Raw genomic sequence first — 17087 nt, 5'->3', positions numbered from 1 at the left:
CATGGTCGGCAATGCCGTGTTCCGCGTAGAGGGACTGAGGAAATCCTTTGGCCATAACGAGGTGCTTGGCGGCGTCTCGCTGGAACTGCATGCCGGTGAAGTGACCGTGCTGATGGGCGCCAACGGCGCCGGCAAATCCACCCTCGTCAAGATCATCTCTGGTGTCTACGAACGCGGCGGCGGGACGATGGCGCTCGCCGACCAGGATTTCGCGCCGAAAACCCCGGCCGAGGCGATCCGCGCCGGCGTCGTCACCGTGCATCAGAACATCAACGACGGTGTCGTCGCCGATCTCGACGTCGCCACCAACCTGACGCTGGACCGGCTGAGCGGCAGCGGTGCGCCGACCCTGTTCAATCCAATGCGCGTGCGGCGAGAGGCCAAGACGGTTGCCGACCGCATGGGGCTGGCCATCGATTTGAAGGCGCGGGTGAGTGATCTTTCGCTGGCCGATCGTCAGATGGTGGCGATTGCCCGCGCGCTGGCGCACAAGCCGAAAGTGCTGATCCTCGACGAGCCGACCTCATCGCTCTCCAGCGCCGAGGCTGATCGGCTGTTTGCCCTGATCGACAGGCTGCGCGAGCAAGGCGTGGCCATCCTCTACATCTCGCACCGTATGTCGGACATAAGGCGGCTGGCCGACCGCATCGTATCCATGCGGGACGGGATCATCTCAGGCATTTTCGACAAGAAACCGCTCGACTATGAAGGCGCGGTCAACGCCATGCTCGGCCGCAAGATCCATCTCGACCGGATTGTTGTCAGGGATTCGGCCAATGCCGTCTTCAAGATAGACGGGCTGCGCATCGCACAAGGCGCACGGCCGATCTCGCTGACGCTCGGCGACGGTGAGGTCGTTGCCATCACCGGCCTCGTCGGCGTCGGCAAGACGGCGCTTGCCGAGACGCTGTTTGGCGTGCGCCAGCCGCTGGCCGGCACAATGACGCTGAACGGCAGGCCTTATGCGCCTGAAACAGCCGGCGAGGCGATCGCCGCCGGCGTGTTCCTCGTTGCCAAGGACCGCGGCGAGAACGGCATCGTCGGCGGCTTCAACATCCAGGAAAATATCAGCCTGCCGTTTCACAAGCGCATGTCACGTTTCGCTGTTCTCAAGCGCCGTCTGGAACGCGCCACGGCGCGCCGGCAGATCGAGGAGCTGGGCATCGTCTGCCGCTCCGAGAAGGACGAGATGTCGGAGCTCTCCGGCGGCAACCAGCAGAAGGTGATGGTCGCCCGCTGGATGGCCCAGCATGCGAGACTGTTCATTCTGGACGAGCCGTTTCAGGGCGTCGATATTTCCGCCCGGCGCGACATCGCCGCCAAGCTCAGGGCCAGTGCAAACGGACGCGCCACGCTGCTGTTCGTCACCGAACTCGACGAGGCGCTGGAGACCGCCGATCGCATCCTGGTCATGTCGGAACAGACCATCGTCGGCGAGCACCGCAATGCCGATGTCGATCTCGACCGCCTGTTGGCCGAGGTCGCCGGCGGGCCGCTGCACAGTGCCGCCTGAGCGCGGGCGTTAGGAATGGGAATGGAAAGAGCATGGGTTCGGATTGGCTAAAAACGGCAGCAGCGCGCGGGAGCGCCGAATGACATTGCGCGACCACGCCATCCGCTACGGATTCATCGTGCTCTTGTTCGGGCTCGTCGCCTATTTCTCGATCGCCGCCGACGGTTTCGTTTCGCCGCAAAGTGCGGTTTTCATCTTCCAGTCGGTCGCCATCACCGGCGTGCTGGCGCTCGGCGTCACCGCCACGCTGGTCGTCGGAGGTTTTGATCTGTCGATCGGCTCGGTCGCCACCTCAGCCATGATGGCGGCCGCCTATGTCATGGTGGTGCTGGAGCAGAACGCCCTTGTCGCGGTCGTCGTCTGCCTGCTCATCGGCGCCATCGTCGGCCTGATCAATGGCTGGCTGATCGTCTACATGCGTGTGCCCGATCTGCTGGCGACGCTCGGCATGATGTTCCTGCTCGTCGGCCTGCAGCGCATTCCAACCGAAGGCCGCTCGATCGCCACCGGCATGACCATGCCTGATGGTTCGGTCGCCAACGGCAAATTCTCCGACGCCTTCCTGGCGCTTGGCCGCCACCGCTTCGACTTCTTCATCCCGAACCTCATTCCAGTGTCGGTGGTGGTGCTGCTCGTGCTCGCCGTGCTGATCTGGTTCTTCCTCGAATACACCCGTTTCGGCCGCATGATGTATGCCGTCGGCAGCAATGAGCGCGCCGCCGAACTCGCCGGCGCGCCTGTCAAGGCATACAAGATCTGGGCTTACGTCATTTCAGGTGTTTTTGCCTCGATCGGGGGCATTTTGCTCGCTGCCCGGCTTGGACGCGGCGACATCGCCTCGGGTAATAATCTGCTGCTCGATGCGGTTGCCGCAGCGCTGATCGGCTACGCGGTGCTGGGTGCCGCCAAGCCGAACGCCTTCGGCACCGCCATCGGCGCGCTGTTCGTCGGCATCTTGCTTCAGGGCCTGACGATGATGAACGCGCCTTACTACACGCAGGATTTCATCAAGGGCGTGGTTCTGGTCGTCGCCCTTGTCTTCACCTTTGCGCTTTCGGGCAGGGGCAGGAGATAGCTTTCGACCGGAACAGGATTTTCGAGTTCAACAAGAGTGGAGGAAAACAAAGTGAGCATTACAAGAAGACTTCTGGGGAAGGTGGCGCTCGGATTGGCCGGCGCAACTATGCTGATGCAGGTCCCGGCTTTTGCCGCGGACAAGCCGGCGCCCTTCGACAAGCCCGGCGTCAAGATCGCGCTGGTGCGCTATCTCTCGACCGGCGACTTCTTCCAGGCCTATCTCTCGGGCGTCGAGGCGCAGTCGAAGGCGCTCGGCATCGACCTGCGCGTCCTCGACAGCCGCCAGGATGCGGCTCTTCAGTCCGACATGGTCGACCAGGCCATCGCGCTCGGCGTGCAGGGCATCATCATCCAGCACGGCCTGACGGAATCGATGAAGGACGCCGCGCAGCGTGCGGTCGACGCCGGCATCAAGGTTGTGGCCTTCGACGTCAATGTCGAAAACCCCAAGATCCCGCAGATCGAACAGTCCGATCGCGACCTGGCACGCCTCGCGCTCGAGCAGGCGGTCAAGGACAATGGCGAGAGCTGGAATGCCGGCTATGTCTATGTCGCCGGCATCGCGCCGCTCGACCGCCGCAACGAGACCTGGGTTGACGTCAAGAAGAAATATGCCGGCATCAAGGAAGTCGCGATGTTCGGCACGCTCGACAATCCGATCGCCAACTCCGTCGCCAACCAGGCGCGTTCGGTGCTGACGGCGCATCCCGACATCAAGGTGATGTTCGCTCCCTATGACGAATTCGCCAAGGGCGTGAAGATCGCTGTCGACGAAGCGGGCTTGAACAAGGGCATCAAGATCTATTCGGCCGACATTTCGACCTCGGACATCGCTGCGATGCGCGAGCCCGACAGCGCCTGGGCCGCGACCGCCGCGACCAACCCGGCCGTCGTCGGCCAGGTCTCGGTGCGTGCGCTGGCACAGCTGCTGGCCGGTGAAGACCCCGGCCACAACGTCGTCGTGCCGCCGACACTGATCACCCAGAAGGACCTCATCGACAAGGACATCAAGAACATGGAGGACCTGTCGGCCAAGCTGCCGCAGTTCGCCCACGCCGATGTCGCGATGCCGGCCTGGATGCCGAACCCGAACGCCAAGTAACTTTCGCTATCGAAGGCCGCCTGCAGCCGCTTGCTGCAGGCGGCCTTTTTGCTGAATATCTGCAGCCGGCGCCAGGCTCCGGCCCAAGGTTCGGTGCGTATATGGAAGCTCAGGCGGCAATCGAGGAAAACCTGTCCGGCGCCGTCGCCGGAACCTTGTTTCGATGCCCGCAGGCCACCACGGGTGTCGTGGTGTTGGGTGGGTCGAGTGGCCGCGTCGATGTCGGGCGCGCACGGCTCTTTGCAAACGAGGGCTCGTCGGCTTTGGCCCTGCAATGGTTCGGCGGTGAGGGCCAGCCTCCCGGAATATGCGAAATTCCCCTCGAAACCTTCTTCGCGGCAACCGATTGTCTCCTTGAAACAGGATGCCACCGCATCGTCTATGTCGGCACATCCAAGGGTGCCGAGGCCTCACTGCTTGCGGCGGTCCATGACCCGCGCATCGACGCTGTGGTCGCCATCAGCCCGTCATCGGTGATTTGGGGAAATATTGGTGCTGGCCCGGATGGCGTCAGCTGGCCTGAACGATCCTCATGGTCGCTCGACGGAATCCCCCTGCCGTTTGTGCCGACGGATCCAAACTGGACACCAGAATACGTGGATGGCTTGGTATCCTACAGGGGACTCTTCGAACATTGCTTGAAAACCTTCAGGCAGGAAGCGGCTGCGGCGACCATCCCCGTTGAGACCGCATCGGCCGAGATCCTGCTGGTCGCAGGCGGCGACGATGCGCTGTGGCCCTCGCTATGGTTCGCGACAGAAATTGTTCGGCGGCGCAGCGAAGCAGGCAAGATCACACATCTCGTGTCATCGCCGGATGCGGGGCATCGCATTCTCTTGCCTGGCGAGAACACACCACGCTCGACATTGCATGCACATGGCGGCAATGACGAGGCCGAATCACGGTTGGGCAGAATGGCGTGGGAAGGCATCCGAGAACTGCTGTAGCTGCAGATCCCGAATACCTTCGCCTGTTTTGCGTCAGTCTCGGCCGGTTTCCCTACCGCATCGCTGCCGCGATATTGCCGCCGTCGACGGTCGTCACGTCGGCGGTGGTGCGGTCGGCCAGCGCATGATGCAGGAAGGCCTGCGCCACGTCCTGCGCCGTCACTTCCTGGCCGAGCAGATTGCCGGACATGTAGTCCTTCTCCGACACGCCGCGCGCGCCTGAGCGGCTGGCAATCATGGCGTCGGTCAAAAGGCCCGAGCGGATGCGGTCGGCGTTGACGGCGTTCGAGCGGATGCCATGCGCGCCATAGTCGAGCGCGTACTGCCTGGACAGGAACAGCGTCGCCGCCTTCGGCACGCCATAGGCGCCGAACTTCGGGCCGGGGTTGACGGCCTGCTTGGAGGTGTTGAACAGAAGCACGCCGCCTGTGCCCTGTTCGAGCATGATGCGCACGGCGTTCTGCGCCACCGATTGGTGGGCGAAGAAATTGAGCTCGAAACTCTTGCGCAGGAGCGCGTCGTCAAGCTCGCCGATGCGGCCTTCCCAGGCGGCGCCGGCATTGGAAACCAGGATGTCGACACCGCCGAACACGGCGACCGCTTTGTCGAAGGCGGCACGCACCTGTGCCGGGTCGGTGATGTCTGCGGCGACGCCGATCGAATTGTTGCCGGCTTTCTTCGCTGCATCGGCGGCTTTTTCGGCGTCGAGATCGACGACGACGGCATGGGCGCCATTGTCGGCGAACAGCTTTGCCGTCGCTGCACCGATCGCGCCGGCACCGCCGGTGATCAGCACCACCTGGCCGGTCAGCGGCTTCGGCTTGTTGGAGGCGAGCTTGGCCTGTTCCAGCGACCAGTATTCGAGCGGGAACAGGTCGGCCTTGGAAAGCGGATGGAACCGGCCGACGGCCTCGGCGCCACGCACTGCCTCGATCCACATCTCACCGACATCCGACGCGATCTTCGCGTCCTTCAGGGTGCGGCCGTGGCCGAACATGCCGAGGCCGGGCACCAGCGTCAGCCGCGGCATCTGGTCGAGCATGGTGCGCTTGACGTCGTCGAGCGCATCATTGGTTTCGAAATAGGCGCGATAATCCTTGGCGAACGCGTCGACATGGCTCTTGATCACCGCCTTGTAGTCGCCGGCCTTGTCCGCGTCGGGCGCCGGCAGCGCCATCGGCCCGGTCTTGATGCGGATCGACAGATCGGGCGTCGAGACGCCGCGCCCGGCATAATCGGCGATCTCGGCTGAATTGATGAAATCGACAATTGCCGGCGAAGTGCGGAAATCGCTGACCATTCGGTCGAAGCGGCCTTCGCCGCGCGCTACCGCCACCGCGCCGCGCAGCATCGGCGCGATCGACGCCGGCGTCGCGAGCTTTGCTGGCAAGGCTGCCTTTGCCGCCTTCGGCTTGCCACTTGCGGCAATGAAGTCCTCGGCGACGTTCACATAATGGATCATCCGGTCGTAGGCCTGCTTCGCATCGTCGCCGAAGGTGAAGATGCCATGCTTGTCGAGGATCAGGCCCTCGACATCAGGATCGGCGTCGAAGATGTCGGCAGCCGCCTTGGCGAGGTCGAAGCCGGGCATGATGTAGGGCACATAGCCCATCTTGGCGCCGAAAACCGTGGTCACCAGCGGCTTGGAGTCCTCCTGGTCGACGATGGCGAGAATGGCGGTCGAGTGCGTGTGGTCGACGAATTTGTGCGGCAGGAAGGCATGCAGCAGCGTCTCGACCGACGGGTTGGGCGAGGACGGATCGATGAGGTTGACGCGTTGCAGGGCAACCATGTCCTCGTCGGCCAGCCTGTTCAGCGCGCGCGCCTTGAGCAGCGGCTTGAGCTTGACCGCCGGCAGGCCCTGCGGCTCGATGACGCCCATGTCCCAGCCGCTGCCCTTGACGCACAGCACGTCCCACTGGTCGCCGACGAGGTCGGTTGCCGTCGTCTTGCAAGAGGTGTTGCCGCCGCCATGCAGGACCAGCCGTGGTTCGCCGCCGAGCAGCCGGGTCGTGTAGACGCGCAGCGCCAGGTCGCGGCCGACACCCTTTTTCGCGTAGTCTGCGACGAGTTTTTCGGCTGCTTCGTCATTCCACAAATTCTTCATGTTCGCTTCGTCCGGTTGTTTGTCTTTGATGGTGAAACAGCAATGCCGCGACGCTTTGATGACAATGCGCCGGCGACGGAGAGGGGATTTCCTAGGAGGCCTTTTCTGTCGTGGCAGCCGCATGATCCAGGAGCCGCTGCGCCATGTGTGCGCCGACCACCAGATGCGTGCAAAGGCCGCCGGCGATCGCCGCGAGCAGCGGTTCGAACTTGCTGTCCTCCTGCACCACCACCAACCGCCTGGCGATGGCGCGCAGCGAGGCAAGCTCGGCGGAGATCACCCGCCTGTTATAACTGCAGTCGAGCACCTTGCCCTCGGCGTCTATGATCTGCCCGGCAATCACGCCGGCAGCGCCTTGGCTGCGCAGATCCGCCATTTCGCTTGGCGTCAGCGCGCCGCATTTGACCAGATGGCTGTCGGCGTCGACCGCGCCGACCGAGTATAACGCCAGGTCGCATTCGCCGACACCCGACAATTGTTCCCGGATCACCGGCTCGGCACGCAGCGCACGCGCAAGTTCTTCCGTAGACAGCACCAGCGGCGCGTAGAAATTGAGCCCTTTGGCGTTGAGCCGCCGCGCGATTTCCATAGTGCATTGGTCGGGGCGATAGGAATAGGGCGCGCCGAGATTGCCGCAGAGCTGCACCACCGTGACATCCTGCAGGTCGGCATAGGACATGACGTCGGCAATCATATAGACGGTGCGGCCCCAGGCGACGCCGATGCGGTCGCCCTTCTTGACCAGTTCGAGAAAGACGCTCGCCGCCAGCACGGCGATTTCCGTCGACGGGTCGGCAATATGATCATTCTCCGGCGCGATCCAGACGGCGTCGAGGCTCAGCGCATCCTCGAGCTTGCGCGCCAGCACGTCGTCGGTGAAAAGCTGGGTCGAAGTCGAGATGTTGACGATGCCGGTCTCGCGCGCCTTGCGCAGGTACATGGCGACCGAGGCACGGGAAATGTTAAGCTGGCTCGCCACCTGGTCCTGCCGCAGGCCATGGGCATAGTAGAGCCAGGCGGCCTTGTGGATGAGTTGTTCTGCCGGTCGGATCGCCATGCCGTCTCCTCAGCTGACATTATTCACGGCTCTCGACAAAAGTCAAACTGGGCAGAGGTATGCGATGCTCCCGCTTGCGCCGAATCTGGTTCATCATTGTGCCGAATGCGCTCTGTCGTGGCATCGTTTGTGGTGACGCGGCCCGAGCCTGTGATTAGAACGTCTGAAAGAAAATCGCGGGGAGCATGGGATGGGCAATCCTTACGAACAGGATCTCGACAAGAACGCGGCCAACCATCAGCCGCTGACGCCGCTCACCTATCTGGAGCGCGCGGCCAAGACCTATCCCGACCATATCGCCATCATCCATGGCCGCCAGCGCATCGACTATCGCACTTTCTGGCAGCGGTCGCTGAAGCTTGCCTCGGCCCTTCAGAAGCGCGGCATCGGCAAGGGCGACACCGTCACCGTCATGCTGTCAAACACGCCGCCGATGCTGGAGGCGCATTTCGGCGTGCCGATGACCAAGGCGGTGCTGCATTCGCTCAACACCCGCCTCGATGCGGCGGTCATCGCTTTCCAACTCGATCATGCCGAGACCAAGCTGCTGATCGTCGACCGCGAATTCTCCGGCGTCGTCAAGCAGGCCCTGGAACTGGCCAGGGTCAAGCCGCTGGTCATCGACTATGACGATCCCGAATACGCCGCCGACGCGCCGTACCCAAAGGGCGAGCGGGTAGGCTCACTGGACTATGAGGCATTTGTCGCAGGCGGCGACGCGGACTTCGCCTGGTCGATGCCCGACGACGAGTGGGATGCGATTTCGCTCAACTACACGTCCGGAACGACGGGCAATCCGAAGGGCGTCGTCTACCACCATCGCGGTGCGGCCCTGATGGCCTACACCAACACCATCCATGCCGGCATGGCCAAGCACGCGGTCTATTTGTGGACGCTGCCGATGTTCCACTGCAATGGCTGGTGCTTTCCCTGGACGCTCGCCGTCCAGGCCGGCACCCATGTCTGTCTGCGCTGGGTGCGGCCGAAGCCGATCTACGATGCGATCGCCGATCAGGGCGTCACCCATCTGTGCGGCGCGCCGGTCGTCATGTCGGTGCTGATCAATGCCAGGGACGAGGACAAGCGCGCATTTCCGCAGACGGTCACTTTCAACACGGCTGCAGCACCCCCGCCGGAAGCCGTGCTGTCGGGGATGGCGGATGCCGGCTTTGCCGTCACCCATCTCTACGGCCTGACCGAGACCTATGGCCCGGCGGTCGTCAACGAATGGCACGGCGCCTGGGATGATCTCGAAAAGGGCGAGCGCAGCGCCAGGAAGGCGCGGCAGGGCGTGCGCTATGCAGCGCTCGAAGGCCTGACGGTCATGGACCCCGAGACGATGCGGACGACACCGGCCGACGGCGAGACAATCGGCGAGGTCATGTTCCGCGGCAACATCGTCATGAAAGGCTACCTGAAAAACCGCAAGGCGAGCGACGAAGCCTTCGCCGGCGGCTGGTTCCATTCCGGCGATCTCGGCGTCATGCACCCCGATGGCTACATCCAGCTCAAGGACCGCTCCAAGGACATCATCATCTCCGGTGGCGAGAACATTTCCTCTATCGAGGTCGAGGACGCGCTCTACAAGCACCCGTCGGTTGCCTCTTGCGGCGTCGTCGCCAGGCCCGACGACAAATGGGGCGAAGTGCCTGTTGCCTATGTCGAGCTGAAACCCGGCAAGGTCGCGACCGAAGCCGAGATCATCGATCACTGCCGCGCGCTGCTTGCCCGGTTCAAAGTGCCGAAGGCGGTCATCTTCGCCGAAATCCCGAAAACCTCGACCGGCAAGATCCAGAAATTCCGGCTACGCGAGATGGCCAAGGGGGCTTAGCTGCATCGCCACCCATGCTTCGCCTCGACAATTTGTCGCGGGCTTCGTCATCCTAGGGTGTAGCAGTCGCGAGCGACGTCGCGGAAACCCTGGAGCTGCTCCGCAGCCCAAGGGATCCATGCCGTCACCTTGCGGCCGAGCTCCGACAGTCGAGAATGGCGGCTGCAGGCTACAGCTCGCTGACCGGTGTAAACCTGTTGATCCGTCGCACTCTTTGACCAACGTCGCGGCATGGATCCTAGGGTCTGCGCCGCGTCGCTTCGCTCCTTGCTTCGCCCTAGGATGACGAATTCATCAGGGCCAGCCGCTAACGGCGATCGTCGATTCCACCTTCTCACTGTCACCATCTGTCACCATTCGTACGTGTATACCGAATCCGCATTGACAGGTCCTTCTTTTCGATTTACGAGTGATGAAAATCAAAATTCGTCACTCGTAAATCGATAGAGGATCATGTCCGAAGCCGCCACCATAGTCGCCGAAGCCGCCCGACAGGAAAATGTAACGCGCATTCTCGATTGCGCCGAGCGCCTGTTCCGGCACTATGGCTACGGCAAGACCAATGTCGCCGACATTGCGCGTGAGCTCGGCATGTCGCCGGCCAACATCTACCGTTTCTTCGCCTCCAAGGTCGAAATCCACCAGGCCGTCTGCGGCCGGATGCTCGGCGCCAGCTACAAGATGGCCTACGAGATTTCGCGCCTGCCGATCAGCGCCGAGGAGCGGCTCCGGCGCTACGTGCATGCGCAATACAAGATGACGATGGAGGTCATGCTCGACGACCAGAAGGTCCACGAGATGGTCATCGTCGCCCTCGAACGGGATTGGGGTGTGATCGACAAGCATGTCGACAGCATTCACGACCTGTTCGCGGAAATCATTCGTGACGGGATCGAGGCCGGTGAGTTCAGAAAACAGGATCCGGTTATCGCGTCTCGCTGTTTCGGCGCCGCGACCGTCATCCTGTGTCATCCGCAGATGGTGGCGCAATGCCTTGCCAAGACCAACCGGGCAATGCCTGACGACCTCGTCGACTATGCAATCAAGGCCTTGAAGTAGCCTCCGCCCGCCGGGCGCCGGTTTCAACGATTCATCTCCATTTCGGGAGTACGCGCGTGTCTTCGTTCAGTTCAATCATCGGCAGGTTGCCCGCTGTAGGCCCGGTGCTGCTTGTCACCGCCACTCTCGGGCTTGCCGGCTGCAGCCAGGAAAAAACCGAAGTCAAGGATATCATCCGCCCGGTCAAGGTTGTCGAGATCGCGAAGGTACATGACACCCGCACGCTCTCCTATTCCGGGTCGGTGAGGGCCCGCACCGAGAGCGCTCTGGCATTCCGCGTCAATGGCAAGATCACCGAGCGCCTCGTCGATATCGGCCAGCATGTGGCCTCGGGCGATGTGCTCGCCCGCATCGATCCCATTGACTACGACCTTTCGGTCAAGAGCGCGCAGGCAGCGCTCGATGCCGCCGAGCGGCAGGTCGAGACCGTGGAACTCGCCCGCAAGCGTGCCGAGCAGCTTTTTGCCAAGAATTTTGCCCCGAAATCACAGCTCGAACAGGCGACCTTGACCTATGACCAAGCGGTCGCCACCCGTGATTCCGCCCTTTCGACACTGGCTCAGGCGAAGAACCAGGTCGGTTATACCGATCTCAAGGCCGACAGGGATGGCATCGTCACCACGGTCAGCGCCGACGTTGGCCAGGTGGTCGGTTCCGGCACGCCGGTTGTCACTGTCGCTGTCGACGGCGAAAAGGAAGTGCTGATCGCCGTCCCCGAAATGGAAATCGCCGAATTCAAGCCGGGCAAGGCGGTCAAGGCGGGCTTCTGGTCCGACGATGCGCTGGCGCTCGACGGCAAGGTCCGCGAAGTCGCCGGCAGCGCCGATCCGCAATCACGCACCTTTGCCGTCCGCGTCAGCCTGCCCAACGATCCGCGTGTGCTGCTCGGCATGACCGCCAGCATCGAAGCCACGGCGGCCAATGAGCGGCAGCTGGTCTCGATCCCCCTGAGCGCACTGGCCGAGCAAGGCACCCAATCGATCGTCTGGACCGTCGATCGTGGCGCCGACACCGTTCATGCTCGTCCGATCAAGGTTGCCGAGTTCGCCGCCGATGGCGTGCGTGTCGCGGAGGGTTTGAAACCCGGCGATGTCGTGGTCGCCGCCGGCACGCAATTCATGACCGAGAACCTCAAGGTGAAGCTCGCCGGTGATACGGCGCTGCAATCGGCATCCGCGGCGGACGGCGACGCCAAGCAGGTGCGCTGACGACAGACAACCGGCTGCGCGTTCCCGCAGCCGCTGGTTTCCGGGCGGCAGGCGCCCGACCGAGACGCTCGATTGATGTAACCCCCACATCGATTTCGCGTCCCACCGCGATGAGTGCTTCTCCGCTGGGAGAGCCTTGCCGCCCGGAAGCCACTACGAACCCTCGATTTTGTTGCGCTAGATAGATGGACCAGCGTCGATGACCAATTCCACGGAAGAGAAGCGGCCCTTCAACCTGTCGCGCTGGGCAATCGGCCATCCCGCCATTGCGCGGTTCCTGTTCGGCCTGATCATCATTTCCGGCGCGCTCGGCCTGATGCGCATGGGCCAGAAGGAAGATCCCGATTTCACCTTCCGGGTCATGGTCGTCCAGGCGATCTGGCCGGGCTCCTCGATCCAGGAGATGGAAGACCAGGTCGTCAACAAGATCGAACGCAAGCTGCAGGAGACGCCGCATCTCGATTTCGTGCGCTCCTTCACCCGCGCCGGCAGCGCCATCATCACCGTGCAGATCAAGGGCGACACCAACACCGCCGAGGTGACCGACGCGTTCTACCAGGTGCGCAAGAAGGTCGGTGACATTGCCGGTGACTTGCCACAAGGTCTGCTCGGCCCCTATTTCAACGACGAATTCGGCGACACCTTTATCACCCTGCATTCGATCAGCGGCGACGGCTTCAGCTATCCCGAGCTGAAGAAGTTCGCCATCCAGGCGCGCGACATGCTTTTGACGACGCCCGGCGTCGAAAAAGCCGTTATCATCGGCGACCAGCCTGAAAAGCTCTATATCGACGTCTCGTCCAAGGCCCTGGCCGAACGGGGCCTGACGCTGACCGATCTGCAGAATGCGATCAAGGGACAGAACAATGTCGACCCGGCCGGCTCCGTCGATACCGGCACCAACTCGGTGCGCATTTCCGTCGAGGGCGATGTCGGCAAGGTCGAGGATATCAGGAACCTGCGCCTGCGCGCCGGCGGTCAGGTCACGAGGCTGGGCGACATCGCCACGGTGAGTTCGGGGTTGCAGGATCCGTTCCAGCGAAAGTACCGCTTCAACGGTCACGACAGCGTGCAGTTGGGCGTCGTCATGGCCAAGGGCTTCAAGGTTACCGATGTCGGCAAGGATGTCGAGGCCACCTACAAGCGCTTCGAAGAGGCGCTGCCCTACGGCGTTGCGGTCGACCAGATCTCCGACCAGCCGGGCGTCGTCACCGATGCGGTGGCGGAGTTCATGCATGCGCTTGGCGAAGCGTTGCTGATCGTGCTCGTGGTCTCGTTCCTGTCGATCGGTTGGCGTTCCGGCCTGGTCATCGCCATCGCCATCCCGCTGGTGCTGGCCGCGACCTTCGCCATCATGTACGAGCTCGGCATCGACCTGCAGCGCATCTCGCTCGGCGCGCTGATCATCGCGCTCGGTCTTCTGGTCGACGACGCGATGATCGTCGTCGAGATGATGGAGCGCAAGCTGGAGGAGGGAATGGTCAAGGTCGAGGCGGCGAGCTTCGCCTATTCCTCGACCGCCTTCCCGATGCTGACCGGCACGCTGATCACCACGGCCGGCTTTATTCCGGTCGGCTTCGCGGCCTCGACCGCCGGCGAATATGTCCGCACGCTGTTTTATGTCGTCGGCATCGCGCTGATCGTCTCCTGGTTCGTCGCGGTCTATTTCACGCCATGGCTCGGCAACATGATCCTCAAGCAGCGCAAGCATGCCGGCAGCCATCACGATGTCTTCGACACGCGTTTCTACCGCCGGCTTCGTGCCACCGTCAGCTGGGCCGTGCGCCATCGCATCATCGTCCTGGTGATGACGCTGGTCACCTTCGGCACCAGCCTGTGGGCTTTCCAGTTCATTCCGCAGAACTTCTTCCCGCAATCGTCGCGGCCGGAAATCCTCGTCGACCTTTGGCTGCCGGAAGGCACCAGCATCAAGGAAGTCGAGGCGCAGGCCAAGGCGCTCGAGACCAAGATGATGGACGACAAGGACAAGCGTTTCATCGCCACCTATATCGGCGAGGGCGCGCCGCGCTTCTTCCTGCCGCTCGACCAGCAGCTGAGCAACCCCAACTTTGCCCAGTTGCTCGTCATGGCCAATGACGAACCGGCTCGCGAGCGTCTGATCGTCAAGTTGCGCACCGTTCTGGCGCAAGACTTCCCGTCCATCCGTGCCAAGGTCGATCGTCTGTTCCTCGGTCCGCCGACCGGCTGGCCGGTGCAGATGCGCGTCATGGGGCCGGATCGCCAGGAGGTGCGCCGCATCGCCGACCAGGTGAAGGCGAAGTTCCGTGAAGATCCGCTGCTTGGCGCCGTGCATGATGACTGGCTGGAGCCGGTTCCGGCGATGAAGCTGGTCATCGACCAGGATCGTGCCCGCGCACTCGGCGTTACCTCGCAGCGCATCCGCCAGATGCTGCAGGCGACGATGTCCGGCGCGCCGCTCGACGACTTCCGCGACGGCGAGGAGACGGTGTCCATCGTCGCCCGCGAGCCGAATGCCAGCCGCAGCCTGCTGTCCTCGGTCGACTCGGTCTATATCCCGACCGACTTCGGCGGTTTCGTGCCGCTGTCGCAGGTGGCCAAGGTGGTGCCGGTGCTGGAGCAAGGCATCGAATGGCGCCGCGACCGCCTGCCGACCATCAGCGTGCGCGCCACCTTGCCCGACGGCGTGCAGTCCAACGACGTCGTCACCAAGATGTACAACGACATGAAGGACCTGCGTGCGGGTCTGGCGCCCGGTTACAAGATCGAAATCCAGGGCGGTGCGGAGGATTCGGCGGAAAGCCAGGCTTCGATCGCCGCCAAGGCACCGATCATGCTGGCCGTCATTGTCGTGCTTTTGATGATCCAGCTGCAGAACTTCGGCAAGGCGATGCTGGTGCTGGCGACCGGTCCGCTTGGCATTATCGGTGCTGCCGCGGCACTCCTGATCAGCGGTGCGCCGTTCGGCTTCGTCGCCATTCTCGGCGTCATCGCGCTGCTCGGCATCATCATGCGCAACTCGATCATCCTGGTCGACCAGATCGACCAGGACATCGCCGCGGGCATGGACCGCTACGAGGCCATCATCGGTTCGGCCGTTCGCCGTTTCCGGCCGATCACGCTGACGGCGCTGACGGCGGTGCTGGCGCTGATCCCGATCTCGCGCGGCGTCTTCTGGGGTCCGCTCGCCTACGCCATGATGGGCGGCATCCTGGTTGCCACGGTGCTGACCATCCTGGTCCTGCCGGCCGGTTACGCCCTGTTCTTCGGCCGGGAGCCGAAAAAGCGCGGGGCGGAGGGACGGACGGACGATCTGGAACTGAGCCAGGAAGCCGAAAAGCCGCAATTGGCGCTGGCCGCCGAATAGATCGATCACGCCAGTCGAAAAGGATCGGGCGCGCCGAAGCGCGCCCGATCCTTTTTATTTTTATGAGGTCAGATGACGAAGAACCAGTTGGCGAGCAGCATCACCACCACGCCGGCGACCAGCGTCAGATAGGGCAGCATGCCCGCCTTTTTGACCGAGAGGTCGGCCCCCGTCATGCCGAGATCGGCCAGCATGTGGTCGGGGAACTTGCCCTTGTCCTGAATGTAGTGTCGGAAGCAGAACACCGGGATGATCAGCGCTGCCGTGATCAGGCCGGCCCACAGCGCCATCGGGTTCCATACCTTGGCACCGGCGCCCATGAAGATCGCGTTGACATAGGCGAAGATCGCCCCGATCCCGAGCAGCCAGCTCGGCGCCTTCCAGGGCCGTGCGATATGGCCGTTGTCGATGCGGTGGATCCAGCCGGCGTTGAGGTTGAGGAAGTTGAAGATGATGTAACCGCAATTCGACACGGCGAGGATGAAGAAGAAGCTCGTCGCGTCGGCCGAGGCGATGGCCAGCACGATCAGGTTGAAGACGAGATCGGTCCACATTGCCCGTGTCGGCGCACCATGTTCGTTGACATGGCTGAGATAGCGCGGCAGCCAGCCGTCGACCGAGCCCTGGTAGAGCGTACGCGAAGAGCCGGCCATGGCCGTCATGATGCACAGCACCAGCGCCAGGATCATCAGCATCACCAACAGGCTGTGGACTAGCGCGCCGCCGCCGACCATGCCGGCCAGCGCGTCGGCGACCCCGGAGCCGTCGACGATCGGCGTCGCCAGCATACCGTTGAGGCCAAGCACGCCCTGGAAGGTGAACGGCACCAGGATGAACAGCAGCATGCACAGAAGGCCGGAATAGAAAATCGCCTTGAACGTGTCGGTGCCGGGGTTCTTGAACTCGGATGTGTAGCAGACGGCGGTCTCGAAGCCGTAGGTCGACCAGGCGGCGATGAACATACCACCAAGCACCAGCGTCCAGCCGGCGATGTTCCAGGCACCGGGCTCGGGCGCGTAGGCTGCGGCCAGCGGCACCAGCGGCGAAAAATTCGCCCAGTTGATCTGGCCGGTGACGATCGGCACCACGCCGACGATCAGCATCGGGACGATGACCAAGAGGCCGATATATTTCTGCACATTGGCGGTGCCGAGAATGCCGCGATGCTGGATCGCAAAGATGATCAGCATCAGCACTGCGCCGATAAAGAAGGTCGCGTTGAAGGTGAACGAGACCGGTCCCAGCGTGTGGCTGTAAAGCGTCCAGTTGCGGATTGCCGGCGTCGCCGCCGCGGTCACCGCTGTGATGGCGTCGGCGGCACTCGTCCCGGCATGCGCGGCGATATAGGCGACGACATTGGGTGAGGTTTCGGTGAACAGCGGCACTGGCGCCAGCGCGTTGAGGATGTAGGCGGCGGCGATCGAGCAGCCGAGCGACAGCACCGGCGACCAGGCGAACCAGTTGCACCAGACAGACAGCGGCGCGATGAACTTGGAATAGCGCAGCCAGGCGGTGGCGCCGTAGATCGACGCGCCGCCCGACTTGTTCGGAAACAGGCCGGCGATTTCGGCATAGGTGAAGGATTGCAGGAAGCCCATGATCATGGAGAAGATCCAGATCGCGAAGGCCAGCGTGCCGGTCGTGCCGGCAATGCCGCCGATCGAGAACAGGACCAGGGCCGGCACGCCGCTCGCCACCCAGAAGGCGCCGCGCCAGTCGATATTTCGGTGCAACTTGCCTTCGGCAAGCGGCTCCAGGACAGTCGTTATCGTGCTCATATGTCTTTGTTCCCCATTTTGATGTTCCCCGTTCGTGACGGCCGCGACTTCGCGAGGCTTCA

General features: G+C 63.0%; 11 protein-coding genes. 8 read left to right on the top strand and 3 right to left on the bottom strand.

What is annotated here, in order from left to right:
• Position 1: 1 nt before the first annotated feature.
• From RPF88_RS15410 to RPF88_RS15395, 4 genes are all read left to right on the top strand, one after another.
• Positions 2 to 1513, top strand: coding sequence for a sugar ABC transporter ATP-binding protein (locus tag RPF88_RS15410; protein ID WP_063167607.1), 1512 nt, complete (start codon positions 2 to 4; stop codon positions 1511 to 1513).
• Between the two features lie 79 nt (positions 1514 to 1592).
• Positions 1593 to 2588, top strand: coding sequence for an ABC transporter permease (locus RPF88_RS15405; RefSeq protein WP_013532921.1), 996 nt, complete (start codon positions 1593 to 1595; stop codon positions 2586 to 2588).
• Between the two features lie 51 nt (positions 2589 to 2639).
• A complete protein-coding gene (locus RPF88_RS15400) occupies positions 2640 to 3692 on the top strand; it encodes a substrate-binding domain-containing protein (RefSeq protein ID WP_023808755.1) in 1053 nt (350 codons plus the stop codon).
• A gap of 101 nt (positions 3693 to 3793) precedes the next feature.
• Entirely contained in the window at positions 3794 to 4639 is an 846-nt protein-coding gene (locus RPF88_RS15395; RefSeq protein ID WP_063167608.1) for an acyl-CoA thioester hydrolase/BAAT C-terminal domain-containing protein, read from the top strand.
• Positions 4640 to 4691: 52 nt separating this feature from the next.
• Here RPF88_RS15395 and RPF88_RS15390 read toward each other — a convergent pair whose 3' ends face one another.
• On the bottom strand, positions 4692 to 6746 hold the full coding sequence (locus RPF88_RS15390; protein WP_063167609.1) for a bifunctional aldolase/short-chain dehydrogenase: 2055 nt from the start codon (positions 6744 to 6746) through the stop codon (positions 4692 to 4694).
• Positions 6747 to 6837: 91 nt separating this feature from the next.
• Positions 6838 to 7803 (bottom strand): sugar-binding transcriptional regulator, encoded by a 966-nt coding sequence (locus RPF88_RS15385; protein ID WP_013532917.1) that lies wholly within the window; start codon positions 7801 to 7803, stop codon positions 6838 to 6840.
• 190 nt (positions 7804 to 7993) lie between these two features.
• Between RPF88_RS15385 and RPF88_RS15380 the strand changes: the two genes are divergently transcribed.
• The 4 genes from RPF88_RS15380 (at position 7994) to RPF88_RS15365 (ending at position 15247) form a co-directional block, all read left to right on the top strand.
• Complete coding sequence (locus RPF88_RS15380; RefSeq protein WP_063167610.1) at positions 7994 to 9634, top strand: acyl-CoA synthetase; 1641 nt, start codon at positions 7994 to 7996, stop codon at positions 9632 to 9634.
• A 453-nt stretch (positions 9635 to 10087) separates the two neighbouring features.
• Complete coding sequence (locus RPF88_RS15375; protein ID WP_013532915.1) at positions 10088 to 10693, top strand: TetR family transcriptional regulator; 606 nt, start codon at positions 10088 to 10090, stop codon at positions 10691 to 10693.
• A 56-nt stretch (positions 10694 to 10749) separates the two neighbouring features.
• Complete coding sequence (locus RPF88_RS15370; RefSeq protein ID WP_063167611.1) at positions 10750 to 11901, top strand: efflux RND transporter periplasmic adaptor subunit; 1152 nt, start codon at positions 10750 to 10752, stop codon at positions 11899 to 11901.
• A gap of 199 nt (positions 11902 to 12100) precedes the next feature.
• Positions 12101 to 15247, top strand: coding sequence for an efflux RND transporter permease subunit (locus tag RPF88_RS15365; protein ID WP_013532913.1), 3147 nt, complete (start codon positions 12101 to 12103; stop codon positions 15245 to 15247).
• A gap of 68 nt (positions 15248 to 15315) precedes the next feature.
• Here RPF88_RS15365 and RPF88_RS15360 read toward each other — a convergent pair whose 3' ends face one another.
• Positions 15316 to 17025: an APC family permease gene (locus tag RPF88_RS15360; RefSeq protein ID WP_337122665.1), complete on the bottom strand. Its 1710-nt coding sequence runs from the start codon at positions 17023 to 17025 to the stop codon at positions 15316 to 15318.
• Positions 17026 to 17087 lie beyond the last annotated feature (62 nt).

Source organism: Mesorhizobium sp. ISC11 (assembly GCF_037162595.1).
GTDB lineage: Bacteria > Pseudomonadota > Alphaproteobacteria > Rhizobiales > Rhizobiaceae > Mesorhizobium > Mesorhizobium ciceri.
The sequence above is the reverse complement of the archived record's forward strand: the minus strand, read 5'-3'. Positions and strand labels throughout refer to the sequence as shown.

Excerpts from the sequence above, each read along its gene's own strand:
- RPF88_RS15390 (WP_063167609.1), bottom strand. The coding sequence starts at position 6,746 with ATGAAGAATTTGTGGAATGACGAAGCAGCCGAAAAACTCGTCGCAGAC.
- RPF88_RS15405 (WP_013532921.1), top strand. The coding sequence starts at position 1,593 with ATGACATTGCGCGACCACGCCATCCGCTACGGATTCATCGTGCTCTTG.
- RPF88_RS15375 (WP_013532915.1), top strand. The coding sequence starts at position 10,088 with ATGTCCGAAGCCGCCACCATAGTCGCCGAAGCCGCCCGACAGGAAAAT.
- RPF88_RS15385 (WP_013532917.1), bottom strand. The coding sequence starts at position 7,803 with ATGGCGATCCGACCGGCAGAACAACTCATCCACAAGGCCGCCTGGCTC.
- RPF88_RS15395 (WP_063167608.1), top strand. The coding sequence starts at position 3,794 with ATGGAAGCTCAGGCGGCAATCGAGGAAAACCTGTCCGGCGCCGTCGCC.
- RPF88_RS15380 (WP_063167610.1), top strand. The coding sequence starts at position 7,994 with ATGGGCAATCCTTACGAACAGGATCTCGACAAGAACGCGGCCAACCAT.
- RPF88_RS15410 (WP_063167607.1), top strand. The coding sequence starts at position 2 with ATGGTCGGCAATGCCGTGTTCCGCGTAGAGGGACTGAGGAAATCCTTT.
- RPF88_RS15360 (WP_337122665.1), bottom strand. The coding sequence starts at position 17,025 with ATGAGCACGATAACGACTGTCCTGGAGCCGCTTGCCGAAGGCAAGTTG.
- RPF88_RS15365 (WP_013532913.1), top strand. The coding sequence starts at position 12,101 with ATGACCAATTCCACGGAAGAGAAGCGGCCCTTCAACCTGTCGCGCTGG.